16 protein-coding genes are annotated in these 19,287 nt (G+C 63.9%); 7 read left to right on the top strand and 9 right to left on the bottom strand.

Going from position 1 to position 19,287, the window contains the following annotated elements; all coding sequences use genetic code 11:
* Positions 1-4: 4 nt before the first annotated feature.
* The 3 genes from ACJ8HB_RS11115 to ACJ8HB_RS11105 are packed head-to-tail and all read left to right on the top strand — an operon-like array spanning position 5 to position 4,188.
* Positions 5-2,248: a TonB-dependent receptor family protein gene (locus ACJ8HB_RS11115; protein WP_033636947.1), complete on the top strand. Its 2,244-nt coding sequence runs from the start codon at positions 5-7 to the stop codon at positions 2,246-2,248.
* 46 nt (positions 2,249-2,294) lie between these two features.
* Positions 2,295-2,945 carry a MotA/TolQ/ExbB proton channel family protein gene (locus ACJ8HB_RS11110; RefSeq protein WP_033636949.1) on the top strand — a complete coding sequence of 217 codons (651 nt, stop codon included), beginning with the start codon at positions 2,295-2,297 and terminating at the stop codon, positions 2,943-2,945.
* Positions 2,938-4,188: a phospholipase D-like domain-containing protein gene (locus ACJ8HB_RS11105; protein WP_039567548.1), complete on the top strand. Its 1,251-nt coding sequence runs from the start codon at positions 2,938-2,940 to the stop codon at positions 4,186-4,188. Before ACJ8HB_RS11110 ends, ACJ8HB_RS11105 begins: the two co-directional genes overlap by 8 nt.
* A 37-nt stretch (positions 4,189-4,225) precedes the next feature.
* On the opposite strand, the gene ACJ8HB_RS11100 is transcribed toward ACJ8HB_RS11105, so the two are convergent.
* From ACJ8HB_RS11100 to ACJ8HB_RS11085, 4 genes are all read right to left on the bottom strand, one after another.
* Positions 4,226-5,335, bottom strand: a complete 1,110-nt coding sequence (locus ACJ8HB_RS11100; RefSeq protein ID WP_033652835.1) for a DmpA family aminopeptidase — start codon at positions 5,333-5,335, stop codon at positions 4,226-4,228.
* A 2-nt stretch (positions 5,336-5,337) separates the two neighbouring features.
* Positions 5,338-6,714 carry an APC family permease gene (locus ACJ8HB_RS11095; RefSeq protein ID WP_047569476.1) on the bottom strand — a complete coding sequence of 459 codons (1,377 nt, stop codon included), beginning with the start codon at positions 6,712-6,714 and terminating at the stop codon, positions 5,338-5,340.
* A gap of 223 nt (positions 6,715-6,937) precedes the next feature.
* Positions 6,938-8,440 (bottom strand): CoA-acylating methylmalonate-semialdehyde dehydrogenase, encoded by a 1,503-nt coding sequence (locus ACJ8HB_RS11090; RefSeq protein WP_047569474.1) that lies wholly within the window; start codon positions 8,438-8,440, stop codon positions 6,938-6,940.
* Between the two features lie 10 nt (positions 8,441-8,450).
* The gene (locus ACJ8HB_RS11085; RefSeq protein ID WP_094859828.1) at positions 8,451-9,791 is read right to left on the bottom strand and encodes an aspartate aminotransferase family protein; all 1,341 of its coding nucleotides are present in this window, start codon (positions 9,789-9,791) and stop codon (positions 8,451-8,453) included.
* 135 nt (positions 9,792-9,926) lie between these two features.
* Here ACJ8HB_RS11085 and ACJ8HB_RS11080 point away from each other — a divergent pair, with 135 nt between their 5' ends.
* Positions 9,927-10,856, top strand: coding sequence for a LysR family transcriptional regulator (locus ACJ8HB_RS11080; protein WP_033648549.1), 930 nt, complete (start codon positions 9,927-9,929; stop codon positions 10,854-10,856).
* Positions 10,857-11,115: 259 nt separating this feature from the next.
* Here ACJ8HB_RS11080 and ACJ8HB_RS11075 read toward each other — a convergent pair whose 3' ends face one another.
* Positions 11,116-12,243, bottom strand: coding sequence for an iron-containing alcohol dehydrogenase (locus ACJ8HB_RS11075; protein WP_047569470.1), 1,128 nt, complete (start codon positions 12,241-12,243; stop codon positions 11,116-11,118).
* 229 nt (positions 12,244-12,472) lie between these two features.
* Here ACJ8HB_RS11075 and ACJ8HB_RS11070 point away from each other — a divergent pair, with 229 nt between their 5' ends.
* The 3 genes from ACJ8HB_RS11070 to ACJ8HB_RS11060 all read left to right on the top strand — a co-directional run bounded on the left by ACJ8HB_RS11070 (position 12,473) and on the right by ACJ8HB_RS11060 (position 15,137).
* Complete coding sequence (locus tag ACJ8HB_RS11070; RefSeq protein WP_047569468.1) at positions 12,473-13,231, top strand: helix-turn-helix transcriptional regulator; 759 nt, start codon at positions 12,473-12,475, stop codon at positions 13,229-13,231.
* A 220-nt stretch (positions 13,232-13,451) separates the two neighbouring features.
* Positions 13,452-14,753: an NAD(P)/FAD-dependent oxidoreductase gene (locus ACJ8HB_RS11065; RefSeq protein ID WP_033636959.1), complete on the top strand. Its 1,302-nt coding sequence runs from the start codon at positions 13,452-13,454 to the stop codon at positions 14,751-14,753.
* An 18-nt stretch (positions 14,754-14,771) separates the two neighbouring features.
* Complete coding sequence (locus ACJ8HB_RS11060; RefSeq protein ID WP_019454941.1) at positions 14,772-15,137, top strand: cupin domain-containing protein; 366 nt, start codon at positions 14,772-14,774, stop codon at positions 15,135-15,137.
* Positions 15,138-15,176: 39 nt separating this feature from the next.
* Here the strand turns inward: ACJ8HB_RS11060 and ACJ8HB_RS11055 are convergent, their stop codons facing one another.
* From ACJ8HB_RS11055 to ACJ8HB_RS11040, 4 genes are all read right to left on the bottom strand, one after another.
* The gene (locus tag ACJ8HB_RS11055) at positions 15,177-15,983 is read right to left on the bottom strand and encodes an alpha/beta hydrolase (protein ID WP_047569466.1); all 807 of its coding nucleotides are present in this window, start codon (positions 15,981-15,983) and stop codon (positions 15,177-15,179) included.
* Positions 15,984-16,077: 94 nt separating this feature from the next.
* A complete protein-coding gene (locus ACJ8HB_RS11050) occupies positions 16,078-17,190 on the bottom strand; it encodes a class II histone deacetylase (RefSeq protein WP_047569464.1) in 1,113 nt (370 codons plus the stop codon).
* Complete coding sequence (locus ACJ8HB_RS11045) at positions 17,187-18,374, bottom strand: MFS transporter (protein ID WP_094859827.1); 1,188 nt, start codon at positions 18,372-18,374, stop codon at positions 17,187-17,189. Before ACJ8HB_RS11045 ends, ACJ8HB_RS11050 begins: the two co-directional genes overlap by 4 nt.
* Before the next feature lie 140 nt (positions 18,375-18,514).
* A complete protein-coding gene (locus ACJ8HB_RS11040; RefSeq protein ID WP_033636963.1) occupies positions 18,515-19,162 on the bottom strand; it encodes a helix-turn-helix transcriptional regulator in 648 nt (215 codons plus the stop codon).
* Between the last annotated feature and the right edge of the window lie 125 nt (positions 19,163-19,287).

Here is a 19,287-nt window from a genome sequence, read left to right as displayed (position 1 = left end):
CACAATGAAATCGTTTAATCGTTCTGGGATCTATCTGGCGGTGATGTCGGCGATGCTGCCGGGCGCCGCGCTGGCGGCCGACGCCACCGATGTCGGCACCATCAGCGTCAAGGGGCAGTCGCTCGGCGGCGGCATGATGGTGCAGGATGACAGCGCCAAGGCTCGCTCCACCGTCACCAAAGAAGCGATGGATAAAATGCCGTCGGCGGCCAACGCCATCGATAAGCTGAAATACACGCCGGGCCTGAACGTCAACAGCAACGACGCCAGCGGCCTGAGCGGCGTGGACTACACCATGCGCGGCATGAACTCGGATCAGATCGGCCTGTCGATGGACGGCATCCCGATCAACGACTCCGGCAACTACGCGGTATACCCGAACCTGCTGGGCGATGCGGAGAACCTGGAAGAGGTGTTCGTCACCCAGGGCTCCTCCGAAGCGGACGGCCCGCACATCGGCTCCAGCGGCGGCAACATTGGCCTGGTGACGCGCCGCCCGGCGAAAGACTTCGGCGGTTTCCTCAAACAGACGCTGGGCAGCAATAACCTGAGCAAAACCTTCGCCCGTCTGGAGACCGGCGAATACAACGGTTTCAGCAACTGGATATCTTATTCGCACACCGAGGCGAAGAAGTGGCGCGGCGAAGGGCGCCTGTACTCCGACAAGTTCGAGATGAACTCGCTGTATGAAGACGGCAACGGCAACAGCAGCAATCTGGTGATGAAGTACAACCGCCAGAACAACACCAACTACAACACCCTGAGCAAGGCGCAGTTCCAAAACGATGGGCGTGGTACCGATTACGCCACCACGCCGGAGTACAACAGCAAAGGGCAGTTGAACAAGTATTACAAGATCGAACGCAACCCGTTCGAGAACTTCACGCTATCGTTCACCCAGAAACTGCAGCTGCGCGACGACCTGTCGCTGACCCTGCAGCCGTATTACTACTGGGGCAACGGCGGCAGTTTCAACGGCCAGACGGCATCGGTACTGTCCAGCACGTCGGACAGGGCCGGGCAGTATGACCTCAGCAACCTGCAGTCCAACACCTATTACCGCCCGTCGTGGACCCAAACCTGGCGGCCGGGCATCACCACCAAGCTGAAGTGGGACATCAACGAGCAGCACAGCCTGGATATCGGCTACTGGTATGAGCGTGCGCGCCAGCTGCAAACCCAGCCGTTCATCAGCATCAAGGACGACGGCAACCCGGCGCAGATTTGGGGAAAACCTGGCGGCTCCGATCAGGTGAAGGACGCCAACGGCAATACGGTGCAGGGGCGCAACCAGTACACCATCACCCCGGCGCAGAAGGTGTGGCTGCAGGATACCTGGTTCGCCACGCCGGACTGGACCTTCGTCGGCGGCCTGGCCTATCAGTATGTGGAGCGCAAAGGGGACAACCGCGGCAGCCTGTACAATGTGCCGGAGAAGCGCAAAGCCACCTATCATGAATTCCTGCCGAACTTCAGCGCCAGCTATAAGGTGAACCAGGAAAACCAGGTGTTCTACAACCTGACGCGCAACATGCGCACGCCGCCCAACTACGTGCTGTACAACGTCGGCGACTCGCTCAGCACCAAGCCTGAGCTAAGCTGGAACCACGAACTGGGCTGGCGTTTCCAGCAAGAGGACATGCTGCTGAGCGCCACGCTGTTTTACATGCGCTACAGCGATCGCCAGATCTCCACCACCAACGCGGCCGGCGACTACGAGATGATGAACATCGGCAACGTGGAGAACAAAGGGCTGGAGCTGGAGTGGAGCGGCCAGTTGCCGCATAACTTCAACTACTACACCTCGTATACCTACACCGAATCGAAGCAGAAGAACGATATCGTCAGCAACGGCGGGCTGCCGCTGCCGACCTCCGGCAAAGAGGTGCCGAACGTGCCGAAAAACCTGCTGAACATGACGCTGGGTTATGACGACGGGCTGTATTACGGCAGCGTCAGCGGCAAGTACGTCAGTGCGTTCTACGGCGATCTGACCAACGACGAGAAGATCGGTGGCCGCACGGTGTTCGATCTGGCGGCGGGCGTGCATCTGCCGGTGGACAAGAAAATTGTCAAAAGCGCCGCGCTGCGCTTTGGCATCAGCAACCTGTTTGACAAGGAATACCTGACCTCGGTGCGCACCACCACCTTCAACGCGGCGCCTTACGGCGGCGTGAGGGCCAGCACGCCGTATTACAACGTCGGCGAAGAACGCACCTTCAGCGTCTCGCTGGAAGCCACCTTTTAACTGAATGCCCCGCCGCCTGCCGGGTGGCGGGGAAGAGGACCCCTGTATGGACGCCAATCTGTTGCACGACATTATTTTCTACGTGATGTACGCCGCGCTGGCGATTGCGCTGGTGATCATCATCGAACGCACGCTGTACTTCGCCTACACCCAGCGCCAGGCGCGCCGGCTGGAGCAGGCGCTGACGCCGGACGTGCGCCGCGCCGCCGATCTGCCGGACGAGCTGACCCAGCGCAACAGCCTGCCGATGACGGTGATCGCGCCGGTATTGGCGCAGAAACACCGCGCCGGCGACCGTGAGGCGATCGGCGATCTGATCGACGCCCAGTACCTGCTGAGCAAGCCGCCGATGGCGCGCGGCCTGTGGCTGCTGGAAACCGTGGTCACCGCCGCGCCGCTGCTGGGGCTGCTGGGCACGGTGATGGGGATCATCGAAACCTTCAAGGCGCTGGCCGCCTCGGGGGTGTCCGAGCCGAGCCTGGTGTCGGCCGGGATGGGCACCGCGCTGTACGCCACTGGCCTCGGCATCGCCATTGCGCTGCTGTGCCTGGTGGCCAACAACTTCCTGCAGAGCCGCATGGAGCGCATCAACGAACTGCTGAAGGTGCTGCTGATCCGCGCCGGCCAACCGGCCAGCCGCCCGGAGAGCGGCAGCGGCGAACAATGGGTTGACAGCGGGGCGCCGCGCTATGCCTAATGGCCATCCAGTACGGCGGCCGCTCGGCCGCCTTTATACGGCATTGTGGGGCGGTTGTTTGTTGATGTTGAGCCAGAGCGCCGCGGCGCGTTTTGCTATTCCCGGCTATGAGCTGGTGTACACCGCACCGGTGGAAACCGCGCTGCAGGCCGACGATCTGCGCAACACCGCCGAGGTGTGGCGCGAGATGTTCGACGCGGCGAAGACCCGCATCGATCTGGGGCAGTTTTACGTGGCGAATCAGGACGGTTCGCTGCTGGACGGCGTGCTGCAGCACCTGAAGGCGGCCGGCGAACGCGGGGTGAAAATCCGCTTTTTGCTGGAAGAGAAGGGCCTTCGCATGTCTACCGCCGAGACGCTGGAACAGCTGAAGGCGATCCCCAATCTGGAGCTGCGCATTATTCCTTACCAGAAGCTGAGCGGCGGCATTCTGCACGCCAAATATCTGCTGGTGGACGGGGAGCAGGCGTTCGTCGGCAGCCAGAACTTCGACTGGCGCGCGCTGGAACACATTCACGAAACCGGGCTGCGCATCAGCGACGCCAAGGTGGTGGGGCAGATCCAGGCGATCTTCGAACAGGACTGGCAGGCGCAGGCGCTGTTGGCGCAGGATAAGCCGGTGCCGGCGCTGCCCGATTCGCCGCCGACGGCGCAGCCGCAGGGCAACTATCTGGCGGCCAGCCCGCGCGCCTACAACCCGGCGGGGGTGATTGACTCGCAGGCCGAGCTGCCGCGCCTGCTGGCCGGCGCCAAGCGGCGGGTGCGGGTGCAGGTGATGGACTACGCGCCGCTGTCGTTCGGCCCGGAACGCAGCCGCCCCTTCTATGCGGTGATCGACAACGCGCTGCGCAGCGCGGCGGCGCGCGGGGTGCAGATTGAGCTGATGGTGGCCAACTGGAACACCAAAAAGCCGGATATCGCCTGGCTGAAGAGCCTGGCGCTGGTGCCGAATGTGCAGATCAAGGTGGTGACCATTCCGCCGGCCAGCAGCGGCTTCATTCCGTTCGCCCGCGTCATCCACAGCAAGCTGATGACCATCGACGATGAGATTGCCTGGGTGGGCACCAGCAACTGGACCGGCGGCTATCTGGACAACTCGCGCAATCTGGAGCTGGTGATGCACAGCGCGGCGATGAGCGGGCGATTGGACAAGCTGTACCAACAGCTGTGGAACAGCGTCTACGCCGAACCGTTGCGGCTGGATTACGACTACCCGCCGCCCAAGCCGGGCGGCGAATCCTGATGAGCAGGGCGCGGTTAATCCCCGCGCCCTGTGTTTTTTAGCGCCGCCAGCCGGCCTTCTCCAGCGCCGTCACCAGCTGCTCGGCGCTCAACCCTTCCGCCCGGTGGCCGTTGCCGCTGACGGTATTGGCCGCCAGCAACGCATTGACGATCGCTTCCTCCACCGCTTCCGCCGCGGCGGCGAACAGCGCCGAAATATAGTCGTTGTTCACCATGCGCAGCGGCGTGGTGAAGGCGCCTTTATTGGCGTAGTCGGCGGGCGGCAGGCCGTCGTTGCCGGTAGCGAAGGCGATGAAAATATCGCCGCTCGAATCCTCGGTGCCGCCGCCGGTGCGGGCGATGCCGATGCTGGCGCGCTGCGCCAGCCGCGCACACTGGTGCGGCAGCAGCGGCGCGTCGGTCGCCAGCGCCACCACGATGGAGCCCATGCCGGGATGCGGCAACTGCGGCGTGAACGGCGAGGGGAGATGCCCCAGGTGCCGGCCCACCGGGTAACCGCCTACCAGCAGCGACTCGCGCTTGCCGTGGTTGGCCTGCACGATGGCGCCCACTGTCCAGCCGCCCTGATCGGCGGGCAAGCGGCGCGACGCGGTGCCGCTGCCGCCTTTGAATTCATGGCAGATCATGCCGCTGCCGCCGCCGACCGCGCCTTCCTGCGGCAAGCCGCCCCGGGCCGCCTGCTGCGCCTGGCGCACGTGCTCGGCCTTGACGTGAAAGCCGTTGATGTCGTTGAGCAGGCCGTCGAAGGTTTCCATCACCACCGGCATATTCCAATACACCGCGTTGTCGCCCGCGGGCAGCGTTTCACGCTCCAGCGCGATCAGCGCATCGCGCACCACGCCTACGCTGTGGGTGTTGGTGAAGGCGATCGGGCTGGTCAGCAGGCCCGCTTCGCGCACCCATTCCAGGCCGGTGGCGTCGCCGTTGCCGTTCAGCACGTGCACCCCGGCAAAGCAGGGCGCGTGGCGGGCGGAGCCGGGGCGCGGTTCGATCACCGTCACGCCGGTGCGCACGCTGCGCCCGTCCGCCAAATCGGCATGAATGCTGGCATGGCCGACGCGCACGCCGGGCACGTCGGTGATGGCGTTCAGCGGGCCGGGCGTGCCCTGTCCGATGATAATGCCCAGATCCTGAGCGCGCTGCGTCATGGTTATTCTCCTTCTATTGAGGGGGCGGCGAGGGGCGCCGGTTGGCGGCCGCGCAGATGGTTCAGCGCCAGCCCGAAGCCGATGATGCCGGCAATGATAATAAAGTCTTTCAGGCTGCTGGCGATCAAAATCGTCCACAGCACGTACAGGCAGCACAGCAGCGCCACCACCACCGGCAGCGGCCACAGCGGCATCAGGTACGGGTGGTGGAAGTGGCGGCGACGGCGGCTGATCAGCGCCGCTACCGCCATGATGATGTACACCAGCAGCAGCAGGATCACGGTGAACGAGGTCAGCGATTCGAGATCGGAGCAAAACGCCAGCAGCGCCGACGGCACGCCGAACAGCAGGGTGGCGATCCAGGGGGTGCCGAAGCGCGGGTGGATGATTTTCAGCGCCCGGTTAAACGCCGACAGCCAGAAACCGTCGCGCCCGCTGGCGAACATCATGCGGCTGAACTGCGCCACGATGGCGATGATGGCGTTGAACACTGACAGATAAATCGCGCCGCTTACCACCCGCGCCAGCGTCGGGCCGCCGAGCTCGGTGACCACATAGCCGACCGGATCGGCCTGTTTGGCCATCTCCGTCAGCGACGGCGAGCCGATCAGCAGGGCGGTGAACGGCACCAGTTCCACCAGCACCACGATGACCAGCGTCAGCATGATCGCGATCGCCATCGGCCTGCCCTGTTCGCGCATGTCTTCCGCCATGTACACCGCCGCGCCGTAGCCGTTGTAGGAGAACAGCGCGACCCCGACCATGGCGACGATCAGCGGCAGCGACACCGGCGCCAGGCTGCCCTGCGCGTCCAGCATCACCGGCGCGGTGAGGATCTCCGTGCTCTGATGCGGGTGGCTGAAGCCGAGCCAGGCGATCAGCGCCAGCACCGCCACTTCCACCACCAGAAAGGCGCCGGTCAGCAGGGCGTTGGCCTTGATGTTGAAAATGGCGCAGATGCCGCCGACCAGCACGGTGAGCATGCCGGCGGTCGAGGCGTCGAACTGGGTGCCCAGCGCGGTGTTCAGGTAGGGCACCGCGCCGGTGGCCAGCACCGCCGGCACGAACAGCGAGGCGCTGAGGATAAACAGATAGGTCTGCAACCCGCACAGGGTGCCGAACAGGCGCTTGATGATGCTGTATTCGCCGCCGGCGCTGGGGTGTGCGGCGCCGAGTTCGGCATAGCACAGCGCGATGGCGGCGGCGACGCAGGCGGCGATCAGAAACGACAGAAAGGCGCCGCTGCCGGCGTTGGCGATCGCCAGCGGGGCGATGACGAAGATCGAACTGGCCGGCGTCACGCCGGACGCGGTGATCATCACCACGTCGAGGACGCTGAGATTGCCTTTGAAGGTGTGTTCAGGGGCGGACTCTTTCATGGGATAACGACTCCATTAACGTGTGAGTGAATTATTGTTTTGCTGCACAGGCTGTACGCAGGAATCAAATGGAGCGCGCGGAAAATCCCCTGCGCCTTTCAAGCCGCAGCGTTGTTGGCCGCAGATCATTCGCACCAGTCACTTACTTAAGTAAGTGACTGGAGACGAATGACTTTGCCGCCTGGCTGCAACTTGAAATTCGTTGGGGATAAGTTTGTTATTTTTATCCCGACGGGAAGCTGAAGCTGGCGCGCCGGGCATCGCCGGAGGCCGGCCAGCGCTGGGTCACGGTCTTGCGTTTGGTGTAGAACCTGACGGCGTCCGGGCCGTAGGCGTGCAGATCGCCGAACAGCGAGCGCTTCCAGCCACCGAACGAGTGGTAGGCCACCGGCACCGGCAGCGCCACGTTGATCCCCACCATGCCGACCTGAATGCGGCTGGAGAAGTAGCGCGCCGCCTCGCCGTCGCGGGTGAACAGACAGGTGCCGTTGCCGTATTCGTGGGCGTCGATCAAGGCCATCGCCTCCGGCAGCGACGCCGCGCGCACCACGCCGAGCACCGGGCCGAAGATCTCCTCCTGATAGATGCGCATGCCGGGCGTCACGCGATCGAACAGCGTCGGGCCGAGGAAATAGCCCTGGCTGGGGCGGCCGTCGGCGCCGGTCACGCTCAGTTCGCGCCCGTCCACCAGCAGCTCGGCGCCTTCGGCCACGCCCTGATCGATATAGCCTTTCACCTTCTGATAATGCTGTTGGGTCACCAGCGGCCCCATGTCGTTGCGGTTGTCGCTGCCGGGGCCGACGCGCATGGCGGCCATCTGTTGCCGCAGCCCGGCGATCAGCGCTTCGGCGGTGCCGTCGCCCACCGCCACCACCAGCGGGATGGCCATGCAACGCTGGCCGCAGGAGCCGAAGGCCGCGCCCATCAGCGCGCCGACCGCGCCGGGGATATCGGCGTCCGGCAGCACCACCGCGTGGTTCTTGGCGCCGCCCAACGCCTGCACCCGTTTGTTCTGCGCGCAGCCGGTGTGATAGATGTGCTCCGCCACCGGCGTCGAACCGACGAAACTGATCGCCTTCACGCGCCCGTCATGCAGCAGCGTCTCCACCGCTTCGCGATCGCCGTTGACCACGTTGAGCACCCCCGGCGGCAGCCCGGCCTCCGTCGCCAGCCTCGCGATATACAGCGGGGCAGAAGGCACGCGCTCGGAAGGCTTCAGCACGAAAGTGTTGCCGCACGCCACCGCCATCGGCCACATCCACAGCGGCACCATCGCCGGGAAGTTGAACGGCGTGATGCCCGCCACCACCCCCAGCGGCTGAAACTCGCTCCAGCTATCGATGCCCGGGCCGGCCTCTTTGCTGTGTTCGCCCTTCAGCAGTTCCGGCACATAGCCGGCGTATTCGATATTCTCGATGCCGCGCTGCAGTTCGCCCAGGGCGTCGCTGAGCACCTTGCCGTGCTCGGCGGTGATCAGTTGGCAGATGGCGTCGGCGTGCTGCTCCAGCAGATCCTTGAGCTTCATCATGATGCGCGCACGCTTCAGCGGCGGGGTGTCGCGCCAGGCGGGATAGGCCTGTTCGGCGGCGGCAATGGCGCGCTCCACCGTGGCGCGGTCGGCCAGCTGCACCTCCTGCGCCGATTGGCCGGTGGCCGGGTCGTAAACCGGCTGGCTGCGTTCGCCGCCGGCGGCGGGCTCGCCGTTGACCCAATGGGTAATGGTCATGGTTCTCTCCTTATTCGGTGGCGTTGAGGGCGTCGCCCACGGCGTTGATCAGCGCATCGATCTGCGCTTCGCTGCTGATGAACGGCGGCGCCAGCTGCAGGGTGTCGCCGCCGTAGCGCACGTAAAATCCGCTTTCCCAGCAGCGCATCGCCGCCTCGAAGGGGCGCCGCGCCAGTTCGCCGGGCTGTGCCGCCAGCGTAATGCCGGCCGCCAGGCCGATGTTGCGAATGTCGGCGACGTGTTTGGCCCCCTGCAGGCTGTGCACCGCGCGCTCGAAGTAGGGCGCCAGCGCCTGTACGCGCTCCACCATCTGTTCGCGCTGCAGGATGTCCAGCGTCGCCAGCGCGACCGCGCAGCTGACCGGGTGGGCGGAGTAGGTGTAGCCGTGCGGGAATTCGAGCTGGTAGTCCGGCTCGCCGCCGTTCATGAAGGTGTGGTAAATCTCCGGCCGCACCACCACTGCGCCCATCGGTTGCGCGCCGTTGGTCACCTGTTTGGCGATGTTCATGATGTCCGGCGTGACGCCGAACGCCTCGGCGCCGGTCATCGCGCCGCAGCGGCCGAAGGCGGTGATCACTTCGTCGAAGATCAGCAGGATGTCATGCTGGGTGCAGATTTCGCGCAGGCGCTGCAGGTAGCCGACCGGTGGCACGATCACCCCGGCGGAGCCGGAGAAGGGTTCGACGATCACCGCGGCGATTGTTGAGGCGTCGCGCAGCGCGATGATGCGGTTGAGCTCTTCCGCCAGCTCCGCCCCCTGTTGCGGCATGCCGCGCGAAAAGGCGTTGCCGGCCAGCAGGGTATGCGGCAGGTGGTCCGCCTCGGCGCCGGCGCCGAACGTTTTGCGGTTGCCGGCGATGCCGCCGACCGAGATACCGCCGAAGTTAACGCCGTGATAGCCCTTTTCCCGGCCGATAAAGCAGGTTTTGCCCGCCTGGCCTTTGGCGCGCCAGTACGCGCGCGCCATTTTCAGCGAGGTATCCGCCGCTTCCGATCCGGAGCCGGTGAAGAACACGTAATCCAGCCCCGCCGGCGTCAGTGCCTTGATCTTGTTGGCCAGTTCGAACGACAGCGGGTGGCCGAACTGAAACGCCGGCGAGTAATCCAGCGTCGCCAGCTGGCGCTGGGCGGCGTCGGTGATTTCCTGCCGGCCGTGCCCCAATCCGCAACACCATAATCCGGACAGGCCGTCGAAAATCTTTCTGCCGTCATGGCTGGTGTAATACGCCCCCGCGGCTTGAGTAATGATGCGCGGCTGCGCTTTAAAATTACGGTTACCGGTAAAAGGCATCCAATGGGCCTCTAACCCTTCGGCATCGAGACTATTTAGCGGGTGATTTTCAGCGGCCATGTTTTCCTCCGAACAGGAAAATAAGAGCGATTAATGAAATAAACCGAGTTGTTAACGAATTGTTGTGCGAAATTGACTATGTACCGCTTGTTCTCTACTGTGAATAATCATATGTCGAAACTTACTTAAGGTTTTATGCAAGTAAAAAAGCGCGCGCTGTTAGGGCAATTGTCGGATATGGATCTGCGTTTGCTGCGGGTATTCAAGGCCGTGGTCGACTGCGGCGGCATGAGCGCCGCCGAGCTGGAGCTGAACATCAGCCTGTCGACCATCAGCAAGCACATCAAGGATCTGGAGCAGCGGCTGGGCCTGACGCTGTGCCAGCGCGGGCGCGAGGGCTTTGCGGTCACCGACGAGGGGCTGTTGATCTACCAGGAAACGGTCAACCTGCTGGCGGCCACCGAGGCGTTCCGGCGCGGGGTGGACGAGGTGCACCAGCGCCTGGGCGGGCAGCTGCACGTGGCGATATTCGACCATACGGTCAGCAATCCGCAGGCGCAGATCGGCCGGGCCATCGCGTTATTCAGCGAGCGCGCGCCGGAGGTTTCTTTGCAAATGTACGTGGAGCCGATTAATACCATTGAGCGCGGCGTCATTGACGGGCAATTTCAGGTTGGCGTTATTCCCATGCACCGCAGCGCGGAAAGTTTATCTTATCATTCGTTATTCAGTGAGAGGATGTTCTTATATTGCGGCGCGCAGCATGAATTATTTTCCGCCCCCCATGAAACATTAAATTGGGATCTGCTGCACAATTATGCCTTCGCGGGATTAGGCTACCATTCGCCGAATATGGAACTGAGCCTGCAGCAACATTTGCATCGCAAGGCGACGGGGTTCGCGCAGGAGTCGATCGCCACGCTGATCCTCTCCGGCAAATACGTCGGCTTTTTGCCGGATCACTACGCGGCGTTTTTCGTGGCGCAGAACCTGATGCGGGCGATCAAACCGGCGCTGTTCCGCTATCACTGCGAATACTCCAGCGTGCTGCGCCGCTCGCCGGTGCCGCAGCGGGTGGTGAAGCTGTTCCATGAGTGCCTGCTGGCGGCCCACGGAACAGCGTGACGCTTACTGCTCTTTCTTCTTGCCGAAGATTTTGATCAGCGCGCCGACCAGGATGCCGACCGCGATGCCGGCGAAGATCCAGCCGATGATGCCCATTTCCTTAACTCCTGCTAGTGCGTTGATCTGATTATACCCGTCATACTTGAAACTGCATCTGTGTTGGCTGCGAGCGCGTACGCCAGTCACTGACTTGAGTAAGCTCCTGGCGAGCCGCCTCTTGCCGCCGGGATGCAGCTCCAACTATTTAGAGTAGAAATAGTCATTCGACGCGAAACGCCTCTTCGATCATCCGTTGCCGCTGCGCCGGCGCATAGTCGATCCAGGAATTCTTGCTGTTGGATTTGTCCAGCGCAACCGCCAGTTCCTGGCCGGAAATCGGCAAATCGTCCTGCCAGAACGGCGCGATGGCGTGGCGGGTGATGAAATCGGTCAGGTAGCTCTCCGGGCTGCCCTGCCAGTGCGGGTACAGGCGCGCGGCCAGTTCGGCCATCAGCGCGCGTTGCTGCGGCTGTTCGCTGCTTTCCAGCAGGGCGAGGAACGGCAGCAGCAGGCGGCCGCAGACCTGGCCGTGGTGGTAGTCGCGCAGCGCGCCAATCTCGCCGGCGATGCCGTGGATCACCCCCAGCCCGGCGGCGCTCAGCGTCAGCCCCCCGAGGTAGGAAGCCTGCATAATCGCTTCGCGCGCCGTATCGCTGCGGTTGAGCGCCGGCCAGGCCGCAAGGAAGTGGCGGATGCCGCTCAGCGACATGTCGCGCGTCATGGCGCCGGCGGTTTTCGACAGATAGGCCTCGAACAGGTGGGTGAAGGCGTCGATGGCGCAGTAGGCCAGCACCTTGTCCGGCGCGCCCGCCAGCAGCAGCGGATCGAGAATGGCGGTGTGCGGCACGAAGTTATTGTGGCGCAGCGAGGCCTTCACTTTGCTGACCTGGGTGTCGGTGATCACCGCGTTCTGCGTCACCTCGCTGCCGGTGCCGGCGGTGGTGGGAATGGCGATCAGCGGCAGGGTGGCGCCGCTGATTTTGCTGTCGCCCACCTTTTCCATATAGCGCAGCGTCGGCAGCGGATGCTCCACCAGCGCGGAGAACGCCTTGGCGGCGTCCAGCACGCTGCCGCCGCCGATGGCCACCACGCGCCGCGCCTGGCCGCGCCAGCGCGCCACCCAGGCGTCAATTTCCTGCGGTGACGCCTCGTGGCTGACGATCTCGGTGCCGATGAACAGTGGCGCCAGCGATTCGCGCAGGCCGGCGTACACCGGGCCGTTGAGAAAAGATCGGCAGCTGAACAGCAGCGTTGGCTGCGGATCGGCAAGCAGCAGCGGCGGCAGTTGCCGGATGCTGCCGTGGCCGAACCAGGTCTGGCGGTTGGCGATGATGTGGCTGACGGACATGAGGTCTCCTTGACGGCGTTGCAGGGCGCGATGCCACAGCATAAGCCAGCGGGCGCAGAGCGGCCACCGCTTTCCCCGCTGCGGCAACTTGTGAGTTGTTTAACATGTAAACGATCGCGTTCTTGCATTTCGGCACGCCTGATGCTTTTTTTAACAGTACTGGCCGTCATGCGGCCAACCCCATCCGAAATCGGTAGATTGTTAATGTATTAATAATGGCGAGGCGGGTATGGATATTCAGGTTGAACGCTTGTCTGCGGTGATCGATGCGGTGGCCAGCCCGCGCTTTTATCCCAGCCTGTTGAACTGGCTGGAAGGGTTTTTCGCCTTCGACAACGCCATCGTTTATGCCTTCGAACGCGGCCGGCCGCCGCGCTGCCTGATCAAAACCGAGCGGGATAACAGCGATGCGGTCAACCAGATCTACCAACAGGGCGCCTATCTGCAGGATCCGTTTTACCGTGCGCTGAACGACGGCGGCGCAGGCGAGGTACTCACGCTGCGCCAGCTGGCGCCCTGCGGGTTTTATCACAGCGACTATTACCGTAATTTTTATCGCAAGACCGGCTGGCACGACGAGGCCGGCGTGCTGCTGCAGCTGACGCCGGAGCGCGGGCTGGGGGTGTTCTTCGGCTCGGCGCGCCGCACGGTGGCGGTGCGCTACCCGCAGCGGGCGGATCTGCGCAGCGCGCTGACGCTGGTGAAAAGCGTGGCGCGGCTGCACGGCGAAGTGGTGGCGGCGCCGGCCGAGGCCGACACGGGGAACGACGATGGCGCGCAGGCGCGCTATCTGCTGACGCCGCGCGAGCGCGAGATTGTCGATCTGATCCTCGCCGGCTGCGGTTCGCAGCAGATTGCCGACCGGCTGTTCATCAGCCTCGGCACGGTAAAAAATCACCGCAAGAACATCTACGGCAAGCTGAACATTGGCTCGCAGGCCGAACTGTTCAGCCTGTTGCTGACCGCCCCGCAGCGCCGCAGCGCGTGAATGTATCGATCTATCCCCTATAGCTTTCAAGCTACAGCTAGGCGGCCAGGACGAGCGTCCCCAGGAGCTTACTTAGGTAAGTGACTGGGGTGAACGTCAGCAGCCAACAACGCTGTAGTTTGAAAGATGAAGGGGACGAATGTCCCTAAGGGGACATAGCGGCACGGCTGCCGGCTCCCGATAATCCGATGTCATGGCATAGGCAATCGGGAGTGCGGCAGTGAACAACGAAATCGAGTCCTTAACCTACTACGCGGCGACCAAAAAATACGATCTGCGCTTCCCGACGCTGGAAGAGGATCTGGACGTCGACGTGGTGATCATCGGCGGCGGCTTCTCCGGCATCAACACTGCGCTGGAGCTGGCGGAGAAGGGCATCACCAACATCGCCATTCTCGAAGGCCGCTATCTGGGTTACGGCGGCACCGGGCGCAACGGCGGCCAGGTGATGGCCGGCATCGGCCACGATCTGGAGAAGATCAAGCGCCACGTTGGCCCGGCCGGGCTGGAAACCATCTTCAAAATCAGCAACCTCGGCGCCGGCATCATCCGCGAGCGCATCAAGAAATATGACATCGACGCCGACTTCTGCTTCGGCTACGGCTATCTCGGCAGCAACGCGCGCCAGGAGAAGACCCTGCGCGGCTGGCTGAAGGAGTTCAAGGCGGTAGCGCCGCAGGAGGAGATTGAGCTCTATACCGGGGCGGAGGTGAAGCAGGTGGTGGGCTCCGACGCCTACACCTGCGCGCTGAAACACATGGGCGGCGGCCACGTGCATTCGCTCAACCTGCTGCTGGGCGAGGCCAAGGCGCTGAGCGGCTACGGGGTGAAAATCTTCGAGAACAGCAGCGTGCTCAACGTGGAGTACGGGCCGCGCATCACGGTGCGCACCGCCATGGGCTCGGTGCGCGCCAACAAGATGCTGTGGGCCTGCAACGGCTTCCTCAACGGCATGGAGCCGCAGATTTATCGCAAGACCATCAATACCTACGCCTTCCAGCTGGCCACCGAGCCGCTGTCTGACGATCTGATCCGCCAGATCAGCCCGATCCGCGGCGCCTACAGCGACATCCGCCCGGTGATCGACTATTACCGGGTGACCAACGAAAACCGGCTGCTGTTCGGCAGCGCCACCCGCCTGATCGAATACTTCCCGTCGGATCTCAAGGCCTGGAACCGCAACCTGATGCTGAAGGTGTTCCCGTACCTGAAAGACGTGAAGATCGATCTGGCCTGGGGCGGCCCGCTGTGCTGCAGCGCCAACCTGTTCCCGCAGATCGGCACGCTGCCGGATCGCGACAACGTGTTTTACGTGCAGGGCTACTCCGGCTTCGGCGTGACGCCGAGCCACATCGTGTGCAAGGTGCTGGCGGAAGGTATGAGCGAAGGATCCGATCGCTACGATCTGATGAGCTCGATCCCGCACGTCAACATCTTCGGCAAGGACAAGCTGCGGCGGGTGATGACCACCGCCGGTAAGGTTTGGCACCAGACATCCGGCTACTGGAAAGGCCGCCGTTAACCCTCAGAGGAGAATGACATGAAACCGTTACTGCTTAAACAACCGCTGCCGGAACTGCTGGAGATCGGCAGCGTCAGCAACCTGGGCGCCACGGTGATCGCCGGCACGCCGACCGTCGGCGTAGCCAGCATCTTCGGCGAGCCGACCGACAACCTGAACTGCGGCGTGTTCAGCTGCACCCGCGGCAGCTTCGTGATGGAGTATCCGTTCGCCGAGCACGCCACGGTGTGGGAAGGCAGCGCGACCCTGACCAACGAACGCACCGGCGAATCGGTGCAGTATCAGGCCGGCGATTCCTGGTTCGTCGAGAAAGGCACCCCGGTGCGCTGGGACATCACCTCGGATCGCTTCGTCAAACACTACCTCGCCATCGTCGAGGGCTGACGCCGTCATGCCCCCCTCGGCCCGCTGAGGGGGAGCGCCTTAGCCTAACGCTCGCGCAATAAAATCGGTCACTCGCTTGAGGATCCGATCCTTATTGGTTTCGTTAAAGCTCTCGTGCCGCCCGCCCGCATTGATCATCCGTTCGAAATCGTCGCCGCGCAGACGATCGAGCGCGGTTTGCGTTTCGCTCATCAGCACCAGCCGATCGTCGTTGCCGTGGATCCACAGCGTGGGCAGCGCGCCGAAGCCCGGCCCGGCGTTGATGGCGGCGAGGATCCGCTGCATGGCGCGCAGGGTGGGGCGCTTGAACGGCCCGTGCCACACCAGCGGATCTTCCTGATACGCCGCGCCAACCGCCGGATCGCGCGCCAGGGTAGCGGTATCCAGCGGCGCGTCGGGGATCGTCGGCAGTTCGGCCAGATCGGAGATCGCCGTTCTGTCGCCAAGCAGCGGGCCGGACAGCACCAGCGCGCGCACCTCCTCGCCATAGCGCTGCACGTAGCGGGTAGCGATCATACCGCCCATCGAGTGGCCGATCACCACCAGCGGCAAGGTGGGGTATTGCTGCCGGAAATGGCTGACCACGCGCTGCACGTCGTCGACCACGGCGTCATAATCCTCGATCAGCACGCGTTCGCCCTGCGACAGGCCGTGGCCGAGATGGTCGGGGCCAAACACCCGCGCGCCCTGCGCCTGTAGCGTGCGCGCCACGTATTGGTAACGGCCGAGATGCTCGCCGTAGCCGTGTATCAGCAGCGCCAGATAGCGCGGCTGGTCATTTCCCCAATCATGCACGGCGATGTCGCCGTGACGGCCTTTGATAAAGCTGACGGTTTGTTCGGGCATCTTATTGTTCTCATGGTGGTAGGGTTGCCCTTCAGCGTAGCGGCTGGCGACGAAGTTGTCAGGGGCGCCGGGTGCGGCGCCCGCAGAGAGGGGATTACAGGCCGAACTGGCGCGCCAGTTCGTCGAGCGCTTCGCGCTGGAAGCGGTTGAAGGCGTCGCGCGGCTGCTGTTGCTGGATGAACGCCAGCAGCGGATCCTGCACTTCAGTGCGCACGCCGCTCAGCTGTTCCATCACCGCCAGCCCGCAGAATGGCACGTAGGATTCGGCGTAGCCGCCTTCGTGCACCATCACCAGCTTGCCGCCGCACAGCCGGTCGGCGGCGTCCTGTACCCGCGCGGTCATGGCGCGGAAGCTGTCGCTGTGCAGCTGCATGCGCGCCAGCGGATCGAGCGCGTTGGCGTCGTAGCCGCAGGCGACGATGATCAGCTCCGGCTCGAATTTTTCCAGCGCCGGGATGATGATGCGCCGTATGGCGTGCAGGTAGCCGTCGTCGCCGGCGCCGGCCAGCATCGGCACGTTAACGTTGCAGCCCGCCCCGGCGCCTTCGCCGCGATCCCGTTCGCCGGAATAGCCCGCCGGGAAGCAGCCGTCCTGATGCAGCGACAGCGTCAGCACGTCGCCGCGCTGCCAATAGATGTGCTGGGTGCCGTTGCCGTGGTGCACGTCCCAGTCGAGCACCGCTACCTTGCCGAGGCCGTAGCGGGCCTTGGCGCGCTCGATGGCGATGGGAATATTGGCCAGGAAGCAGAAGCCCATCGATTGATCCGGCAGGCAGTGGTGGCCCGGCGGGCGCGACAGCGCATAGGCGTTATCCAGCTCGCCCTGCAGCACCGCCTCCACCGCCGCGCAGGCCAGCCCGGCGGAGAGTTTGGCGATTTCATAGCTGCCCGGCCCCAGCGGCGCTTCCTCCCCCAGCAGGCCGCCGCCGCTGTCGCTCACCTGTTTGAAACGCTGCAGGTAGTGGGCGGGGTGAATGCGCAGCAGGTCTTCTTCCGTCGCCGGTTCGGCGCTCAGCAGGGTGAGCTGGCGCGACAGGCCGGACACGTCCATCAGGTTCTTCATACGCCGTTTGGTTTCCGGCGACTCGGCGTGGCCGGCGCCCGAGGGCGGTTGTACCCAGCCGCCGACCGGCAGGGTGGTGGCGTGCAGGCCGGTGCTGTGCCAGAAACAGCGTTCATCAAACAAGAAACCGGTTGTTCTTTTCACCTTTCTCCTCCTGTTATACGGCGCGGTGCGCGCGGTGAAGCCAGCGAAATCAACAGCAGCGACAGCAGCGCGCAGCCCAGCGCGCCGAACAGCAAGGCGTTGAAACCGCCGAAAGATTCGATCAGAGAGCCGGCCAGCGTCGGGCCGATGGCCATGCCGCCGCCGATCATCAGGTTGATGCCGTTCATCAGCTTGCCGTCGTTATCCAACCCGGCGACCCGCGCCAGAATGAACGGCAGCACGAAGGTCCAGGTGAATTTGAACAGCAGGGCCGCCAGGGCGAAGCGCAGCAGCAGGGGCTGGCCCGTCAGCAGCGCCACGCTGGCCAGCAGCAGGGCGTACCCCAGTACGATCGGGCGCCCGCCGCCGAAGCGCGCGCCGATCAGCGCCGCGGCCCCCGCGCCGACGATGCCGAGCAAGGTGGCGACGGCCAGCACCTGGCCGCTGTGGGCCGGCGACAGCCCGGCGCCGGCGGCGATGCCGCCGATAAAGGTCCAGACCGCGCTCAGGCTGATGTAAAAGGTCAGCACCGCCAGCACGGCGCACAGCTTGCGCGCCAGCGAGGCGGCGGGGCCGCTGCGGGCGGCGCGGGCAGCGGTGAAACCGTTGGGGAACGCCGGGATGAGCGGCAGGCAGCACAGCATGATGGCCGCCAGAATCAGGTAGACCGCCATCAGGCCGAAGTGCGCGAACAGCGGCGGCAGCACCAGCAGCCCGACCGCGCCCAGCACCAGCTGGCCGAGCACCCAGAAGGCATAGACCCGGCTGGGATTGGCGGTGCCGGCGGCGCAGGTGATGCACAGGATCATCAGGGTGCCACCCGCCAGCGAGGCGATAAAGCGCAGCGGCAGCAGCAGGGTAAAATCCTGTGCCAGCGCCGAAGCCAGGTTGCCGGCGATAAACACCAGCGCCGACAGCGTAGCGACCCGCCGCCAGTTGATGCGCCCAATCCACCACCACGCCGGCAGCGTGGCCAGGCTCATGGCGCCGAGTTCGGTGGAGAACAGGTGGCCGATCTGCGCCGGGCCGAGCTGCCACTGCGCAGCGAGCTGGGCGGCCACTGCGGGGGCGGTCATCAGAATGCCCGGCGCGATGGCGGCGAAGACGATAATGGCGGTCAGCAGCCGCGGAGGGCAGGGGAGCGCCGCGCCGACGGCGGGCGCGGAAACCGAATCACTGGACATAAACCTTATTCCCCAAGCGTTAAGTGACGATGAAATATCCCGCCCGGCCCGATTGCGGGCAGGGGGAGGCCGCGCCATAAATGGCGAATACGTTTTGGCGTTATTTTCCGGCCGTCGGCAGCGGCGGCCGTTATCGGGCGTTAACCGTGGGCGAGAAAGCCGCCGGCGACCAGTTCGGTGCGGTTCACCACGTCGGTTTTGGCGAAAATATTGCGCATATGGGTTTTCACCGTGGACAGCGAAATACCCAGCTTCAGGGCGATGCGCTTATTGCTGGCGCCTTCGCGCACCAGGTTGACGATCTCTTGCTCTTTGGCGGTCAGCATCTGCGCCTCGCCGTCGGGCAGCAGATCGCGCGTCGCCAGCTCGATCAGTGGCAGCACCGCGCGCAGGCGGCCGCGCTCCACTTCGGTAAACGGCGTATCGCGGATCAGCGATACCCCGGCGACGATGCGCTTGCGCTGGCGGATGAAGATCTCCGTCATGTCGCGCATGTCGTTCGGCAGCATAAAGTCATGGTAATAGCGGCGGTTGCCGGCGATCGCCGCCGGGCTCATGCCGACCATGGTGATGTCCTGGCGATGGAAATTGGCCGGCTGCAGCGGGTCTATCTGTTGGAAGTGGTTCAGATACTGCTGATGCGTTTTATCGGGCATGCCATACAGGATGTAGTGATCCGGCCGCAGGTCGCGATCGACCAGATAAAACACCCCGGCGGACACCGGGATCAGGTGCGTAATGGTCGCCAAACAACTGTTGATAAAGGCATCGGATGCTGTGCTGTGCATGATTCGTGTTCCTCCCTTTATCGTTCAATCTGGAGAAGGTTGGCGGTCAATATATGAACGATACAAGCATAGTTGTAGCAATTTGGCAACACAATAAAAACATATTAACAACGTGAGGCCGATTG

The sequence above is a fragment of the Serratia sp. CY27727 genome (assembly GCF_052169275.1).
Taxonomy (GTDB): domain Bacteria; phylum Pseudomonadota; class Gammaproteobacteria; order Enterobacterales; family Enterobacteriaceae; genus Serratia; species Serratia sarumanii.
The sequence above is the reverse complement of the archived record's forward strand: the minus strand, read 5'-3'. Positions and strand labels throughout refer to the sequence as shown.